We start from the raw sequence: 14908 nt of genomic DNA, 5'->3' as shown, positions 1-14908 counted from the left end.
TTTCCTTTGGCAAAGTCGCAAGATTCATAGTCATACCGCAGCCACTACCACGGCACCGAGCACCAGCACGGCACCCACGGCGATAGAGGCGGTGTACCAGCGCAGTTGGCCAGTCTCGGTCTTGCTCATGGCGACGTGGCCGCCACGCGCCATCCGGGGAATCAGGCCAATGGTGCGGTCAACCGGGTCCTTGCGCAGGATGTGGCTGATCAGCAGGTACGGTTTGACGAAGAGCTTGTCGTAGATCCAGTCGAAGCCCCAGGCAGCGAACCACCAGGCCGACAGGACACGACCGATGCCGCTGTTGGCCACGGCGCTGACGAAGCGGCGCTTGCCCAGGAACAGCAGGGCCGACAGCAGGATACCGGCGATGGCGATGGCACCCGAGGTCATCTCCAGCGCGTGCTTGGCTTCGCCACCGGCGTGGCCGGCGCTTTCAGGCAGTACACCTGCCAGCGGCGGGGTGATCCAGGCGCCGACGAAGGTCGACAGCACGATCAGCACGCCCAGCGGCAGCCAGTGGCTGATGCCGTGGCCTGCGTGGGCTTCGGTCTTGGCTTCGCCGTGGAAGGCGATGAAGATCAGGCGGAAGGTGTACAGCGAGGTCATGAACGCACCGACCAGGCCGGCGTACAGCAGGCCGGTGTTGCCGCTGGCGAAGGCTTCCCAGAGGATCTCGTCCTTGGAGTAGAAGCCCACGGTGACGATCGGCAGGGCAGCCAGGGCTGCGCCACCAACCACGAAGCTGGCGTAGGCCAGCGGCAGTTTCTTCCACAGGCCACCCATCTTGAAGATGTCCTGCTCGTGGTGGCAGGCAACGATCACCGCACCGGAGGCAAGGAACAGCAGGGCCTTGAAGAAAGCGTGGGTCATCAGGTGGAAGATCGCCGCGTCCCAGGCGCCAACGCCCAGGGCCAGGAACATGTAGCCGATCTGGCTCATGGTCGAGTAGGCGAGGATACGCTTGATGTCGGTCTGCACCAGCGCGGCGAAGCCGGCCAGTACCAGGGTCACGCCACCGACCACGCCTACCAGGTGCAGGATGTCCGGCGCCAGCAGGAACAGGCCATTGGTACGGGCGATCAGGTACACACCCGCGGTCACCATGGTTGCTGCGTGGATCAGCGCGGAGACCGGGGTCGGGCCGGCCATTGCGTCGGCCAGCCAGGTCTGCAGTGGCAGCTGGGCCGATTTACCGACCGCACCACCCAGCAGCATCAGCGTTGCCAGGACCATCCAGGTGTCGCCAGCCTGGAATTTCTGCGGGGCCAGCACCAGCAGTTCCTGCACGTTCAGGGTACCCAGCTGGACGAACAGGATGAACAGGCCGATGGCCATGAACACGTCGCCGATACGGGTGACGATGAACGCCTTGAGTGCCGCGTTACCGTTGTTGCGGTTGCTGTAGTAGAAACCGATCAACAGGTACGAGCACAGGCCCACGCCTTCCCAGCCGAAGTAGATGAACAGCAGGTTGTCGCCCAGCACCAGGAACAGCATGCTGGCGATGAACAGGTTGGTGTACGCGAAGAAGCGCGAGTAGCCGGCTTCGCCACGCATGTACCAGGAGGCGAACAGGTGGATCAGGAAGCCGACACCGGTGACCACGCCGAGCATGGTGACCGACAGGCCGTCCAGGTACAGGGTGAAGTTCGGCGCGAAGCCGTCCACCGACATCCACTGCCACAGCAGCTGGCTGTACGCGCCGCCTTCAGGCGGGGCGACGTTGAATTGCCAGATGACGTAGGCGGCGGTGGCGGCCGAAAGGCCTACCGAGCCGACGCCGATCAGGGCCGACAGGTTCTCCGAGAACCGCCCGCGCGCGAACGACAGCAGCAGGAAGCCGACGAGGGGGAAGACGAAAGTCAGGAAGAGAAGGTTCATCCGCGCATCTCACTGGCAGCATCGATGTCGAGAGTGTGGAAGCGGCGATACAGCTGCAGCAGGATGGCCAGGCCAATACTGGCCTCGGCGGCTGCCAGGCTGATCACCAGAATGAACATCACCTGGCCGTCGGGCTGGACCCAACGGGCACCGGCGACGATGAACGCCAGGGCAGAGGCGTTCATCATGACTTCCAGGCTCATGAGCACGAAGAGAATGTTGCGGCGGACCATCAGGCCAACCAGACCTAAGCAGAACAGGATGCCGGCGACTGCCAGACCATGCTCGAGAGGGATAGCACCCATGATTTACTCCTTCGCCTCGTTGCGGCCCAGGTGGAAGGCGGTGACGGCCGCGGCCAGCAGCAGCATCGACGCCAGTTCGACCACCAGCAGGTAGGGGCCGAACAGGCTGATGCCGACTGCTTTCGGGCCCACGGTGGTACCGCTGATGCCGGCGCCGCTCGGGGTGACGAACAGCACGTACAGCAGCTCCAGCAGCAGCAGGGCAGCGAGGATCACCGGCCCCGCCCAGATACCGGGCTTGAGCCAGCCCCGTTCCTGGGCGACCGAAGCCGGCCCGAGGTTGAGCATCATCACCACGAACACGAACAGCACCATGATGGCGCCGGCGTAGGCGATCACTTCCAGGGCGCCGGCGAACGGCGCACCCAGGGCGAAGAAGATCATGGCCACGGAAATCAGCGAAATGATCAGGTAAAGCAAGGCGTGCACGGGGTTGGTGCCGGTCACCACCCGAAGGGTGGAGACCACGGCGATCCCGGATGCGAAGTAGAAAGCGAATTCCATCTTTCTGTCCTTATGGGAGCAAGCTCTTCACGTTGATCGGCTCGGCTTCGTTCTGTGCAGAGCCCTTTGGCTTGCCAGCGATCGCCATACCGGCAACACGGTAGAAGTTGTAGTCAGGGTTCTTGCCGGGGCCGGAGATCAGCAGATCTTCTTTCTCGTACACCAGGTCCTGACGCTTGAACTCGGCCATTTCGAAATCCGGAGTCAGCTGGATCGCGGTGGTCGGGCACGCTTCTTCACACAGGCCGCAGAAGATGCAGCGCGAGAAGTTGATGCGGAAGAACTCCGGGTACCAGCGGCCGTCCTCGGTCTCGGCCTTCTGCAGCGAGATGCAGCCAACCGGGCAGGCCACCGCGCAGAGGTTGCACGCTACGCAGCGCTCTTCGCCGTCGGGGTCGCGGGTGAGGACGATGCGGCCGCGGTAGCGCGGCGGCAGGTACACGGGTTCTTCGGGGTACTGCAGGGTGTCGCGCTTGCGGAACCCGTGGGAGAACACCATTGCCAGGCTGCGCAGCTGGGTGCCGGTGCCCTTAACGATGTCGCCGATATACTTGAACATGGGTCAAATCCTCACTGGGCCGCGACGGCTGGCGTGTTGTAGAGCACGATCGCAGCGGTCACCAGCAAATTGATCAGGGTCAGCGGCAGGCAGAACTTCCAGCTGAAGTCCATCACCTGGTCATAACGTGGGCGCGGAATCGAGGCGCGCAGCAGGATGAACAGCATGATGAAGAACGCGGTCTTCAGTGCGAACCACAGGAACGACAGTTGCGGCAGGATGCCGAACGGGCCGTGCCAGCCGCCGAAGAACAGGGTTACCAGCAGCGCCGAGATGAGGATGATGCCGATGTACTCACCAACGAAGAACATGCCCCATTTCATGCCGGCATACTCGATGTGGTAGCCGTCGGCCAGTTCCTGCTCTGCTTCTGGCTGGTCGAACGGGTGACGGTGAGTCACGGCGACGCCAGCGATGAAGAAGGTACAGAAGCCGAAGAACTGCGGAATGATGAACCACAGGTTCTGCGCCTGGTATTCAACGATGTCGCGCATGTTGAACGAGCCCACCTGCACCACCACGCCCATCAGCGCCAGGCCCAGGAACACTTCGTACGACACGGTCTGTGCCGAGGCACGCAAGCTGCCCAGCAGGGCGTACTTGTTGTTCGACGACCAGCCGGCGAACAGTACCGCGTAGACCGACAGGCCGGCCATGGCGAAGAAGAACAGCAGGCCGATGTTCAGGTCGGCAACGCCCCAGGTCGGGGTGATCGGGATGACCACGAAGGCGATCAGCAGGGCGCTCATGGCCACTACCGGTGCCAGGGTGAAGATCACGCGGTCGACGAAGGGTGGGTTCCAGTCTTCCTTGAAGAACATCTTCAGCATATCGGCAGCGATCTGGAACATGCCGAACGGGCCGACGCGGTTCGGACCGTAACGGTCCTGCCACCAGCCCAGCAGGCGGCGCTCGACGAAGCTGAGCAGTGCGCCGCAGACCACCACCGCCAGCAGGACCACGATGGCCCGCAGCACGGTGAGGATCACATCGATCACTTCGGGGGTGAACCAGCTCATTGTGCTGCCTCCTGCAGACCTTCGACGGATGCACCGAAGATGGCAGGCGGAATGCCGGCCAGGCCTTTCGGCAACGCGACCAGGCCAGCGCCCAGCTCTTCATTGATACGCAGCGGCAGGCGCAGGGCCACACCGGCCACGTTCAGGCTCAGCAGGGCACCGTCGTTGACGCCCAGGCGGTCGGCTTCGGACTTGGCCAGGGCCACATAGGCTGCCGGGATGCGCTCTTGCACCGGGGCGGCGCGCGAGGAGCTTTCTTCGCTGCCGAACAGGTGGAAGAACGGCACGGCAGTCCAGCTGCCACGGGCCGGGTTGAAGGCGCCCGGAATGGCGTTGAACCAGTGCAGGCGGTCGCCTTGCGATTCGATCAGGCGTACGCCCGGGTCACCGGCACGCAGATGGCCACCGACCTCGTCCTGGAACTTGTTCCAGGCTTGCGGCGAGTTCCAGCCCGGCGACCAGGCGAACGGCACCTGCTGGCGCGGTTCGGCAGAGCCCGAGTAGCCTTCCATGGAGAAGGCGAACGCGGTGTCCTTGTCTTGCGGGGTACGCGGCTCGTGCACGCTGATGTTGGCGCGCATGGCGGTACGGCCGGAGTAGCGCAGCGGCTCACGGGCCAGTTTCATGCCCTTGATGCGGAACGCGGCGGACGGCGCTGCGTTGACGATGCCGGCCAGTTGCGGGGCGGCTTCGGCGCAGGCGCTGGTGACGTGGTCCAGCTGGGTCCAGTCGACCGGTTTGTTCAGCAGGGTGGCACGCAGGGCGTGCATCCAGCGCCAGCCTTCGTGGACCAGGATGCTGCTGTCCAGGTACTGCGGGTCGAACACCTGGAAGAAGCGCTGGGCACGGCCTTCCTGGCTGACCAGGGTGCCGTCGCCTTCGGCGAACGAGGCAGCCGGCAGCACCAGGTGGGCGCGGTCGACCGTCGGGGTTTTCGAGTGGTCGGCGACGATCACTACCTTGGCCGCAGCCAGGGCAGCGTCGACCTTGGCAGCCGGTACGCGGGTGTACAGGTCGTTTTCCAGTACGACGATGGCATCGGCCTTGCCGCTGATGACCGCGTCCAGTGCTGCGTCGACCGATTCGCCACCAAGCATGGCCAGGCCAAGGCTGTTGGCTTCAGGCACCACCAGGCTCAGCGAGCCGTTCTTCTCGCGCAGCTTCAGCGCCTTGGCGATGTTGGCGGCGGCTTCGATCAGCGCCGGGTCGGCCAGCGAGGTACCGGATACAACCAGTGGGCGCTTGGCGGCGACCAGGGCGTCGGCGATGCGCTGGGCCAGGGCTTGCGCTTCGGCGTCCAGGCCTTCGACGGCAGGGGCGCTCGGGTCGATGGCGTGGGCCACGGCGAAGCCGATGCGGGCCAGGTCGGCCGGGGCGGCGTGCACGCATTCTTCGGCGACGTCGTCCAGCTTGGTTTCAGCCAGCGAAGCGATGAACAGCGGGTACAGTGCGTGCTGGCCGATGTTCTTCACGGCGGCGTCGAGCCACGGCTGCACTTTCATCGCTTCGGCCATGGCCTCGGCCTTGCCCTTGGTGGCCTGGCGCACGGCCAGGGCAATGCGGGCAGCGGTCTGGGTGAGGTCTTCACCGAGCACGAACACGGCGTCGTGGTCTTCGATGTCGCGCAGGGTCGGAACCGGCAGCGGGCTGTTGTTCAGCACGTTCAGGGCCAGGCGTACGCGGGCCAGTTCGCCGGCTTCCATACCCGAGTAGAAGTACTCGGCACCGACCAGCTCACGCAGGCCGTAGTTGCTTTCCAGGCTGGCGCGCGGCGAGCCGATACCGACGATGGTGCGGCCGCGCAGCAGGTCGGCGGCCTTGTCCAGGGCAGCGTCCAGGCCCAGCTTGGTGCCGTCGGCCAGCTGTGGCTGACGCGGGCGATCCTTGCGGTTGACGTAGCCGTAGCCGAAGCGGCCACGGTCGCACAGGAAGTACTGGTTGACCGAACCGTTGAAGCGGTTTTCGACCCGGCGCAGTTCGCCGTAGCGCTCGCCCGGGCTGATGTTGCAGCCGCTGGAGCAGCCGTGGCAGATGCTCGGGGCGAACTGCATGTCCCACTTGCGGTTGTAGCGCTCGGAGTGGGTCTTGTCGGTGAACACGCCGGTCGGGCAGACCTCGGTCAGGTTGCCGGAGAATTCGCTTTCCAGCACACCGTCTTCGACGCGGCCGAAGTACACGTTGTCGTGGGCGCCGTACACGCCCAGGTCGGTACCACCGGCATAGTCCTTGTAGTAGCGCACGCAGCGGTAGCAGGCGATGCAGCGGTTCATCTCATGGGCGATGAACGGGCCGAGGTCCTGGTTCTGGTGGGTACGCTTGGTGAAACGGTAGCGGCGCTCGTTGTGGCCGGTCATTACCGTCATGTCCTGCAGGTGGCAGTGACCGCCTTCCTCGCACACCGGGCAGTCGTGCGGGTGGTTGGTCATCAGCCATTCGACGACGCTGGCGCGGAACGCCTTGGACTCTTCATCGTCGATGGAGATCCAGGTGCCGTCGGAGGCAGGGGTCATGCAGGACATGACGATACGACCGCGGGTGTCGTTCTCGTCGGTGTACTGCTTGACCGCGCACTGCCGGCAGGCGCCAACGCTACCAAGCGCCGGGTGCCAGCAGAAATAAGGGATGTCGAGGCCGAGCGACAGACAGGCCTGTAACAGGTTGTCTGCACCGTTGACTTCGAGCGCTTTGCCGTCTACGTGGATAGTGGCCATTGTTCAAAGTTCTTCGTTGGCCCGCGTGAGCGGGCGTGGCTAATGGAAATCGGTGAGCTTGCGACACGCCACGATTTCTCGGGCCTGCCGGCAAGCTGGCGAGTGGCACGGACCACCCGCCTAATCATCTTGTTATGCGCCGACCACGATCGGCCCGCTCTGATTAACGGGAAGGTTCGGGCGCAGGGTGTCGCCCGCGTGAGCGGGAGCGACACCGGCCTCGAACTCCGACCGGAAGTATTTGATGGCACTGCCCAGCGGCTCGACGGCACCCGGCGCGTGAGCGCAGAAGGTACGGCCTGGGCCGAGGAAGTTGACCAGGCCCAGCAGCGTCTCGATGTCTTCGGCGCGGCCCTGGCCTTTCTCCAGTGCGCGCAGCATCTTCACGCTCCACGGCAGGCCGTCACGGCATGGGGTGCACCAGCCGCACGACTCGCGGGCGAAGAACTCTTCCATGTTGCGCAGCAGCGAAACCATGTTGATGCTGTCGTCCACCGCCATGGCCAGACCGGTACCCATACGGGTGCCGACCTTGGCGATGCCACCGGCGTACATCTGCGCGTCGAGGTGCTCTGGCAGCAGGAAGCCGGTACCGGCACCGCCTGGCTGCCAGCACTTGAGCTTGAAGCCGTCGCGCATGCCGCCGGCGTAGTCTTCGAACAGTTCACGGGCGGTGACGCCGAACGGCAGTTCCCACAGGCCCGGGTTTTTCACCTTGCCGGAGAAGCCCATCAGCTTGGTGCCGTGGTCTTCGCTGCCTTCGCGGGCCAGCGACTTGTACCAGTCGTTGCCGTTGGCGACGATGGCCGGCACGTTGCACAGGGTCTCGACGTTGTTCACGCAAGTCGGCTTGCCCCACACGCCAACGGCAGCAGGGAAGGGCGGCTTGGAACGCGGGTTGGCGCGGCGGCCTTCCAGCGAGTTGATCAGTGCGGTTTCTTCACCGCAGATGTAGCGGCCGGCACCGGTGTGCACGAACAGCTCGAAATCGAAACCGCTACCGAGGATGTTCTTGCCCAGCAGGCCGGCGGCCTTGGCTTCGTCGATGGCGCGGTTGAGGTTCTTCGCTGCGGTGGTGTATTCGCCACGCAGGAAGATGTAGCCACGGTAGGCCTTCAGGGCGCGGGCGCTGATCAGCATGCCCTCGACCAGCAGATGGGGCTGTTGCTCCATCAGCATGCGGTCCTTCCAGGTATTCGGCTCCATTTCGTCCGCGTTGCACAGCAGGTAGCGGATGTTCATGGATTCGTCTTTGGGCATCAGGCCCCACTTCACGCCAGTGGGGAAGCCTGCGCCACCGCGGCCCTTGAGGCCGGAGTCCTTGACGCTCTGCACGATGTCGTCGGCCGACATCTGCGCCAGCGCCTTGCGCGCAGCGGCGTAGCCGTTCTTCGACTCGTACTCGGCAAGCCAGACCGGCTCGCCGTCGTCTCGCAGGCGCCAGGTCAGCGGGTGGGTTTCGGCCGTGCGCGCGATGCGGTTGGCCGGGCCGAAGGAAGTAATGGTCATACGTAACCCTCCAGCAGTTTGGAAACGCCAGCCGGCTGCACGTCACCGAAGGTGTCGTCGTCGATCATCAGCGCCGGGGCTTTGTCGCAGTTGCCCAGGCAGCACACCGGCAGCAGGGTGAAGCGCCCGTCCGCGGTGGTCTGGCCGAGGCCGATGCCCAGTTCGCTCTGGATCTGGCTGACCACCGATTCATGGCCGCCGATGTAGCAGACCATGCTGTCGCACACACGGATGATGTGGCGGCCGACCGGCTGACGGAAGATCTGGCTGTAGAAGGTGGCGACACCTTCGACGTCGCTGGCCGGGATGCCCAGCACTTCGCCGATGGCGTGGATGGCGCCGTCCGGCACCCAGCCACGTTCCTTCTGGACGATCTTCAGGGCTTCGATGGACGCCGCGCGCGGGTCCTCGTAGTGATGCATTTCGTGCTCGATGGCCGAGCGCTCGGTTTCGCTCAGGGCGAAACGGTCTGTCTGGATAAGCGTGCTGTTCATGCTTAGCGGTCCACGTCAGCCATAACGAAGTCGATACTGCCCAGGTACGCAATGAGGTCGGCAACCATGCTGCCTTTGATCACCGAAGGGATCTGCTGCAGGTGCGGGTAGCTCGGGGTACGGATCCGGGTGCGGTAGCTCATGGTGCCGCCATCGCTCGTCAGGTAGTAACTGTTGATGCCCTTGGTCGCCTCGATCATCTGGAACGACTCGTTGGCCGGCATGACCGGGCCCCACGAGACTTGCAGGAAGTGCGTGATCAGGGTCTCGATGTGCTGCAGGGTGCGCTCTTTCGGCGGCGGCGTGGTCAGCGGGTGGTCCGCCTTGTACGGGCCTTCCGGCATGTTGCGCAGGCACTGGTCGATGATGCGGATACTCTGGCGCATCTCCTCGACACGGACCATGCAGCGATCGTAGGCATCGCCGTTGTGGGCCAGCGGTACTTCGAATTCGAAGTTCTCGTAGCCGGAGTAGGGGCGGGCCTTGCGCAGGTCGAAGTCGCAACCGGTGGCACGCAGGCCGGCACCGGTGGTACCCCAGGCCAGGGCTTCCTTGGTGTTGTACGCGGCAACGCCGATGGTGCGGCCCTTGAGGATGCTGTTCTGCAGGGCAGCCTTGGTGTATTCGTCGAGGCGCTTGGGCAGCCATTCGACGAAGTCCTTGACCAGCTTGTCCCAGCCGCGCGGCAGGTCGTGGGCGACGCCGCCGATGCGGTACCAGGCCGGGTGCAGGCGGAAACCGGTGATCGCTTCGATCACGGTGTAGGCGCGCTGGCGGTCGGTGAAGGTGAAGAACACCGGGGTCATGGCGCCGACGTCCTGGATATAGGTACCCAGGAACAGCAGGTGGCTGGTGATACGGAAGAACTCGGCCAGCATCACGCGGATGGTGTCGACCTTCTGTGGCACCTTGATGCCGGCCAGCTTCTCGACCGCGAGCACGTACGGCAGGTTGTTCATTACCCCGCCGAGGTAGTCGATACGGTCGGTGTAGGGGATGAAGCTGTGCCAGGACTGGCGCTCGGCCATTTTTTCGGCACCACGGTGGTGGTAGCCGATGTCCGGTACGCAGTCGACGATCTCTTCACCGTCCAGCTGCAGGACGATACGGAAGGCACCGTGCGCGGAAGGGTGGTTGGGGCCGAGGTTGAGGAACATGTAGTCCTCGTTGGCGCCCTGGCGCTTCATGCCCCAGGCTTCCGGGTTGAAGCGTGCCGATTCCTCTTCAAGCTGCTGCTTGGCCAGGGTCAGGCTGTAGGGGTCGAACTCGGTGGCGCGGGCCGGGTAGTCCTTGCGCAGCGGGTGGCCTTCCCAGGTGGGCGGCATCATGATGCGGCTGAGGTGCGGGTGGCCGGCAAAGTCGATGCCGAACATGTCCCAGACTTCGCGCTCGTACCAGTTGGCGTTTGGCCAGATACCGGTCACGGTCGGCAGGTTCAGGTCGCCTTCGCTGAGCGACACCTTGATCATCACATCGCTGTTACGCTCGATCGACAGCAGGTGGTAGAACACGCTGAAGTCGGCAGCGGGCAGGCCGCGGCGCTGGGTGCGTAGGCGTTCGTCGACGCCGTGCAGGTCGTACAGCATGCTGTACGGTTTGGCTACGCCACGCAGGAAGCTGAGCACTTCTTTGAGTTGCTCGCGCTTGACCCACAGCACGGGCATGCCGGTGCGGGTTTCCTGGGCGACGAAAGCTTCGGCGCCAAAACGGTTGTGCAGTTCGACGACCACATCCTGGTCGTCAGCCTTGTAGGGCGGAATGAAAATAGCGTTGTCCGCTGTCATGGTCTCGGTCGCTTTGGGTCAACGTTAAGAATGAAGCCAGGCCGCCGGCTCCAGGGGAGCGGGCGGCAGGTCGCTGGATCAGACTTCGTCGGGGCTGCGCAGGTTGGTTACGGCAATGCGCTGCTCACGACGCAGGTCTTTCTGGGCTGGCATCTCGGCACGGTAAATACCTTGATCACCAACAACCCAGGAAAGCGGGCGTCGTTCTTGGCCGATCGACTCCTGCAGCAGCATCAAGCCTTGCAGGAAAGCCTCAGGGCGTGGCGGGCAGCCGGGCACATAGACGTCCACGGGGAGGAACTTGTCGACCCCCTGAACGACCGAGTAGATATCGTACATGCCACCGGAGTTGGCGCACGAACCCATGGAGATGACCCATTTCGGCTCGAGCATCTGCTCGTACAGGCGCTGAATGATCGGCGCCATTTTGACGAAGCAGGTACCGGCGATGACCATGAAGTCGGCCTGACGCGGCGAGGCCCGGATGACTTCGGCGCCGAAGCGGGCGATGTCGTGGGGTGCCGTGAAGGCCGTGGTCATTTCCACGTAGCAGCAGGACAGGCCGAAGTTGTACGGCCAGAGGGAGTTCTTGCGGCCCCAGTTGACCGCGCCACGCAGCACATCTTCAAGCTTGCCCATGAAGATGTTCTTGTGGACCTGGTCCTCTAGCAGTTGATCGGTGACGGTTTCCCGTTCACCGACCGGGTACTGCTCGTTGGGCGCATCCGGATCGATTCTGGTGAGATTGTATTGCATGCCAAAGCCTCATTGTTTCAGCTTCGCTTGCCGCTTGCGGCGACCTTCGGGAGCCCAATCAAGTGCCCCGACGCGCCATAGGTAGACAAGACCAGCCAACAGAATTGCTATGAAAACGAGTGCTTCGACGAATCCGGTCCAGCCGCTTTCGCGGACGGACACAGACCATGCAAAGAGAAAGAGGGCTTCGATATCGAAGATCACGAACAGCATCGCGACCAGATAGAATTTGGCGGACAGGCGCAGGCGGGCGCTGCCGACAGGCAGCATGCCGGATTCGAAGGGTTCGTTCTTGGCGCGGCCCCAGGCCTTGCTACCGAGCAGGCTGGACAGGCCGAGCATGAAGGCGCACAGGCCGACGACACCCAGGAGGAAGATGGCAAAGCCCCAGTTGTGGGCGATGAGTCCTGCCGAATCGGACATGCTAGAGATCCTTATACAGAGACCCAGCTCTGCAGTCTGAAATAAGTGTAGAGCGGCGACCTGGCGTCGCACATGCAGTGACCAAATGTCGCAGCTGAATCAATCGCGCTGATTTTATGGGTAAACCCGGTGCAAGTAAAATTTCTGTCGCAAATTTATTCGTAGGATTAAGTACAAAACCAGCTTGTAACTGGCTGAAAGCCTTGAGATTCGGGGATTGCGTGCGGTTTTGTTAATTATGTTTCTTGCGACGGGTAACGAATTGCAGGTTTCGTAATGATAATTGATATCATTTGAGTCGATGCCATGTAATTGGGTTGTTCTGCGCCTTGTAAAGTTCATCTGGCGATTCATCCCTACTTGCAAATGCGAAAAACGCCTGTTCTAGCAGCTGTCGGCACCGCTTGCACCGCTCTGGGTCAATACTTTATCGGTTGAGCGCTTGGATTGAGTCAGGGCTGCCATGGGTATGGCGAAAGGAATGCAGCGCCTATGAGATCGAGCGCCGCCCGCGCGGCGCATCGCGAGCTGCGCTCGCTCCTACGTTTGTTTCGGGCCAGTAACGCCTGTGACAGGCGCGCGCGACCGCCTTGTTCGTACGACGCGATCTCGCGTCATGTGCCAAGGCGTCCGCGCGCAAATCCCATAGGCATAATTGGCCCGAAACAAACGTAGGAGCGAGCGCAGCTCGCGATGCGCCGCGCGGGCGGCGCTCGATCTGCGCGACACCGCCAAAGCCGAGGCAGGCATCTCGCCGCCCTGACGCAATCTCATTCCCTCGAGGCCCCCTTGATCCGGCTCATCCAGGCATTCGAGACATTCCAGGGGATACATCAATGACAACAGAAGAAACCCTATTCACCGTCGGCAAAACCACCTTCTACCAAGGCGAAAACGGCACCCACCCACTGTTCCGCATCGAGCCAGGCATTCCCTGCCGCGACGCCCGCGAGCAATCTTCGGAACGGATGGGCTACGTGCGTGAACTCACTATGACCGGCCTGATGGACGAAAAGCCGATGATGATCTGGGTCGCCCATTACCTCAGCGCGATGGCCAAGGCGTTGATGGATGATGCCGAGCTGGGCATGAAGCACTGAGGTATCACTGGGCTGCGCTCCTACAGTTTCGATGTATTCCTCGTCGATTGGATGCAGGTATAAAAAAGGCCCAGGGCTTTCACAAGCCCCGGGCCTTTCTTCAACAGCAACCCACTATCAGTGGAATTGCTCTTCCTCGGTCGAACCAGTCAGTGCAGTCACCGACGAAGCGCCACCCTGAATAACAGTGGTCATGTCGTCGAAGTAGCCAGTGCCCACTTCCTGCTGGTGCGCGACGAAGGTGTAGCCTTTGCTGGCGTCAGCGAATTCCTGCTCTTGCAGCTTGACGTAGGCGGTCATGTCGTTGCGGGCGTAGTCGTGCGCCAGGTTGAACATGCCGTGCCACATGTTGTGGATGCCGGCCAGGGTGATGAACTGGTGCTTGTAGCCCATGGCCGACAGCTCGCGCTGGAACTTGGCGATGGTGGCGTCGTCCAGGTTCTTCTTCCAGTTGAAGGAAGGCGAGCAGTTGTACGACAGGATCTGGTCCGGGTACTCCTTCTTGATCGCTTCGGCGAAGCGGCGGGCTTCGTCCAGGTCCGGCTTGGCGGTTTCGCACCAGATCAGGTCGGCGTACGGCGCGTAGGCCAGGCCGCGGGCGATGGCCTGGTCGAGGCCGGCGCGGACCTTGTAGAAGCCTTCACGGGTGCGCTCGCCAATTACGAACGGCTGGTCGTACGGGTCGCAGTCGCTGGTCAGCAGGTCGGCGGCGTTGGCGTCGGTACGGGCCAGGATGATGGTCGGTACGCCCGATACGTCAGCGGCCAGGCGCGCGGCCACCAGTTTCTGCACGGCTTCCTGGGTCGGTACCAGTACCTTGCCACCCATGTGGCCACATTTTTTCACCGAGGCCAGCTGGTCTTCGAAGTGCACGCCGGCGGCGCCTGCTTCGATCATGTTCTTCATCAGCTCGTAGGCGTTCAGTACACCACCGAAACCGGCTTCGGCGTCAGCCACGATCGGTGCGAAGTAATCGATGTAGCCATCGTCGCCCGGGTTCTTGCCGGCTTTCCACTGGATCTGGTCGGCGCGACGGAATGCATTGTTGATACGCTTGACCACGGTCGGTACCGAGTCGACCGGGTACAGCGACTGGTCGGGGTACATGGACTCGGCCGAGTTGTTGTCGGCGGCAACCTGCCAGCCGGACAGGTAGATGGCCTGGATGCCGGCCTTGACCTGCTGCACTGCCTGGCCGCCGGTCAGGGCGCCCATGCAGTTGACGAAATCTTTTTCAGGGCGGAAGGATGGGTGGGCACCTTCGGTGACCAGCTTCCACAGTTTTTCTGCACCCTGGCGGGCAAAGGTGTGCTCCGGTTGCACGGAGCCACGCAGGCGAACGACATCAGCGGCGGTGTAGGTACGGGTCACGCCTTTCCAGCGCGGGTTCTCGGCCCAGTCTTTCTCGAGGGCTGCAATTTGCTGTTCGCGTGTCAGTGCCATGGAAATAAACCTCGTCGCATCGATCTTGGGGTAATTGTGCTGATGCTCGAAGCAGATCAGGGAGCTGGCGGCTGTCCTGTTCGCAGGAGTGCGGCGGCGAACGCGAAGGCTCGAAGGGGAAGGGTGTGCAGGCCAGGCGAAAGGGGGCTCCGGCAGGTCGGCTCGTGGTTGCCTTGCTGCGGTGCTACGCGATTGCCAGTACTGCGGTGATGCGCTTCCGTCCCTCGGGACAACTTCTTCGTTGCAGTCGCAATCCCGTCGAACCGCCTTGTGGGCCGTATAGACACGAGACGCCTCCAGGGGTGGGAGGAGCGCGCCTCGAAGGCCCTTGCCAGGGCCCCTGATTAGCGGGAGCGAGGCCATCATGCCCTTGGGAAAAAGACCCTGTCAAATGTTTTGTAGTGGTTTTTTATGCTT

At 62.9% G+C, this 14908-nt stretch carries 13 protein-coding genes; 1 reads left to right on the top strand and 12 read right to left on the bottom strand.

The genetic code is table 11. The features are described from left to right. Nucleotides 1-30: 30 nt before the first annotated feature. The 11 genes from nuoL to FQ664_RS19145 all read right to left on the bottom strand — a co-directional run bounded on the left by nuoL (nt 31) and on the right by FQ664_RS19145 (nt 11948). Nucleotides 31-1884 carry an NADH-quinone oxidoreductase subunit L gene (gene nuoL / locus FQ664_RS19195; protein ID WP_144174120.1) on the bottom strand — a complete coding sequence of 618 codons (1854 nt, stop codon included), beginning with the start codon at nt 1882-1884 and terminating at the stop codon, nt 31-33. Beyond that, nucleotides 1881-2189: an NADH-quinone oxidoreductase subunit NuoK gene (gene nuoK, locus FQ664_RS19190; protein WP_008096201.1), complete on the bottom strand. Its 309-nt coding sequence runs from the start codon at nt 2187-2189 to the stop codon at nt 1881-1883. The genes nuoL and nuoK overlap by 4 nt, the downstream gene beginning before the upstream one ends. Nucleotides 2190-2192: 3 nt before the next feature. Beyond that, the gene (nuoJ, locus tag FQ664_RS19185; protein WP_144174118.1) at nt 2193-2693 is read right to left on the bottom strand and encodes an NADH-quinone oxidoreductase subunit J; all 501 of its coding nucleotides are present in this window, start codon (nt 2691-2693) and stop codon (nt 2193-2195) included. 10 nt (nt 2694-2703) lie between these two features. Beyond that, nucleotides 2704-3252, bottom strand: coding sequence for an NADH-quinone oxidoreductase subunit NuoI (gene nuoI / locus FQ664_RS19180; RefSeq protein ID WP_003251442.1), 549 nt, complete (start codon nt 3250-3252; stop codon nt 2704-2706). A gap of 11 nt (nt 3253-3263) precedes the next feature. Next, a complete protein-coding gene (nuoH, locus tag FQ664_RS19175; RefSeq protein ID WP_003251440.1) occupies nt 3264-4271 on the bottom strand; it encodes an NADH-quinone oxidoreductase subunit NuoH in 1008 nt (335 codons plus the stop codon). Next, nucleotides 4268-6982 carry an NADH-quinone oxidoreductase subunit NuoG gene (gene nuoG / locus FQ664_RS19170; RefSeq protein WP_144174116.1) on the bottom strand — a complete coding sequence of 905 codons (2715 nt, stop codon included), beginning with the start codon at nt 6980-6982 and terminating at the stop codon, nt 4268-4270. Before nuoG ends, nuoH begins: the two co-directional genes overlap by 4 nt. A 132-nt stretch (nt 6983-7114) precedes the next feature. Next, nucleotides 7115-8491: an NADH-quinone oxidoreductase subunit NuoF gene (nuoF, locus tag FQ664_RS19165; RefSeq protein ID WP_144174114.1), complete on the bottom strand. Its 1377-nt coding sequence runs from the start codon at nt 8489-8491 to the stop codon at nt 7115-7117. Next, nucleotides 8488-8985, bottom strand: coding sequence for an NADH-quinone oxidoreductase subunit NuoE (gene nuoE / locus FQ664_RS19160; RefSeq protein WP_003251433.1), 498 nt, complete (start codon nt 8983-8985; stop codon nt 8488-8490). Before nuoE ends, nuoF begins: the two co-directional genes overlap by 4 nt. Before the next feature lie 2 nt (nt 8986-8987). Further along, nucleotides 8988-10769: an NADH-quinone oxidoreductase subunit C/D gene (gene nuoC, locus FQ664_RS19155; RefSeq protein WP_144174112.1), complete on the bottom strand. Its 1782-nt coding sequence runs from the start codon at nt 10767-10769 to the stop codon at nt 8988-8990. A gap of 78 nt (nt 10770-10847) precedes the next feature. Next, nucleotides 10848-11525 (bottom strand): NuoB/complex I 20 kDa subunit family protein, encoded by a 678-nt coding sequence (locus tag FQ664_RS19150; RefSeq protein WP_003251429.1) that lies wholly within the window; start codon nt 11523-11525, stop codon nt 10848-10850. A 9-nt stretch (nt 11526-11534) separates the two neighbouring features. Then, complete coding sequence (locus tag FQ664_RS19145) at nt 11535-11948, bottom strand: NADH-quinone oxidoreductase subunit A (RefSeq protein WP_003251427.1); 414 nt, start codon at nt 11946-11948, stop codon at nt 11535-11537. A gap of 836 nt (nt 11949-12784) precedes the next feature. Here FQ664_RS19145 and FQ664_RS19140 point away from each other — a divergent pair. Beyond that, nucleotides 12785-13048 carry a DUF3077 domain-containing protein gene (locus FQ664_RS19140; RefSeq protein ID WP_144174110.1) on the top strand — a complete coding sequence of 88 codons (264 nt, stop codon included), beginning with the start codon at nt 12785-12787 and terminating at the stop codon, nt 13046-13048. A gap of 117 nt (nt 13049-13165) precedes the next feature. Here the strand turns inward: FQ664_RS19140 and aceA are convergent, their stop codons facing one another. Then, nucleotides 13166-14491, bottom strand: a complete 1326-nt coding sequence (gene aceA, locus FQ664_RS19135; protein ID WP_054913919.1) for an isocitrate lyase — start codon at nt 14489-14491, stop codon at nt 13166-13168. Nucleotides 14492-14908: the final 417 nt, after the last annotated feature.

This window comes from Pseudomonas persica (assembly GCF_900291015.1).
GTDB lineage: Bacteria > Pseudomonadota > Gammaproteobacteria > Pseudomonadales > Pseudomonadaceae > Aquipseudomonas.
This window is presented reverse-complemented; position numbering and strand designations above follow the sequence as displayed.

Excerpts from the sequence above, each read along its gene's own strand:
- nuoL (WP_144174120.1), bottom strand. The coding sequence starts at position 1,884 with ATGAACCTTCTCTTCCTGACTTTCGTCTTCCCCCTCGTCGGCTTCCTG.
- nuoK (WP_008096201.1), bottom strand. The coding sequence starts at position 2,189 with ATGGGTGCTATCCCTCTCGAGCATGGTCTGGCAGTCGCCGGCATCCTG.
- nuoJ (WP_144174118.1), bottom strand. The coding sequence starts at position 2,693 with ATGGAATTCGCTTTCTACTTCGCATCCGGGATCGCCGTGGTCTCCACC.
- nuoI (WP_003251442.1), bottom strand. The coding sequence starts at position 3,252 with ATGTTCAAGTATATCGGCGACATCGTTAAGGGCACCGGCACCCAGCTG.
- nuoH (WP_003251440.1), bottom strand. The coding sequence starts at position 4,271 with ATGAGCTGGTTCACCCCCGAAGTGATCGATGTGATCCTCACCGTGCTG.
- nuoG (WP_144174116.1), bottom strand. The coding sequence starts at position 6,982 with ATGGCCACTATCCACGTAGACGGCAAAGCGCTCGAAGTCAACGGTGCA.
- nuoF (WP_144174114.1), bottom strand. The coding sequence starts at position 8,491 with ATGACCATTACTTCCTTCGGCCCGGCCAACCGCATCGCGCGCACGGCC.
- nuoE (WP_003251433.1), bottom strand. The coding sequence starts at position 8,985 with ATGAACAGCACGCTTATCCAGACAGACCGTTTCGCCCTGAGCGAAACC.
- nuoC (WP_144174112.1), bottom strand. The coding sequence starts at position 10,769 with ATGACAGCGGACAACGCTATTTTCATTCCGCCCTACAAGGCTGACGAC.
- FQ664_RS19150 (WP_003251429.1), bottom strand. The coding sequence starts at position 11,525 with ATGCAATACAATCTCACCAGAATCGATCCGGATGCGCCCAACGAGCAG.
- FQ664_RS19145 (WP_003251427.1), bottom strand. The coding sequence starts at position 11,948 with ATGTCCGATTCGGCAGGACTCATCGCCCACAACTGGGGCTTTGCCATC.
- FQ664_RS19140 (WP_144174110.1), top strand. The coding sequence starts at position 12,785 with ATGACAACAGAAGAAACCCTATTCACCGTCGGCAAAACCACCTTCTAC.
- aceA (WP_054913919.1), bottom strand. The coding sequence starts at position 14,491 with ATGGCACTGACACGCGAACAGCAAATTGCAGCCCTCGAGAAAGACTGG.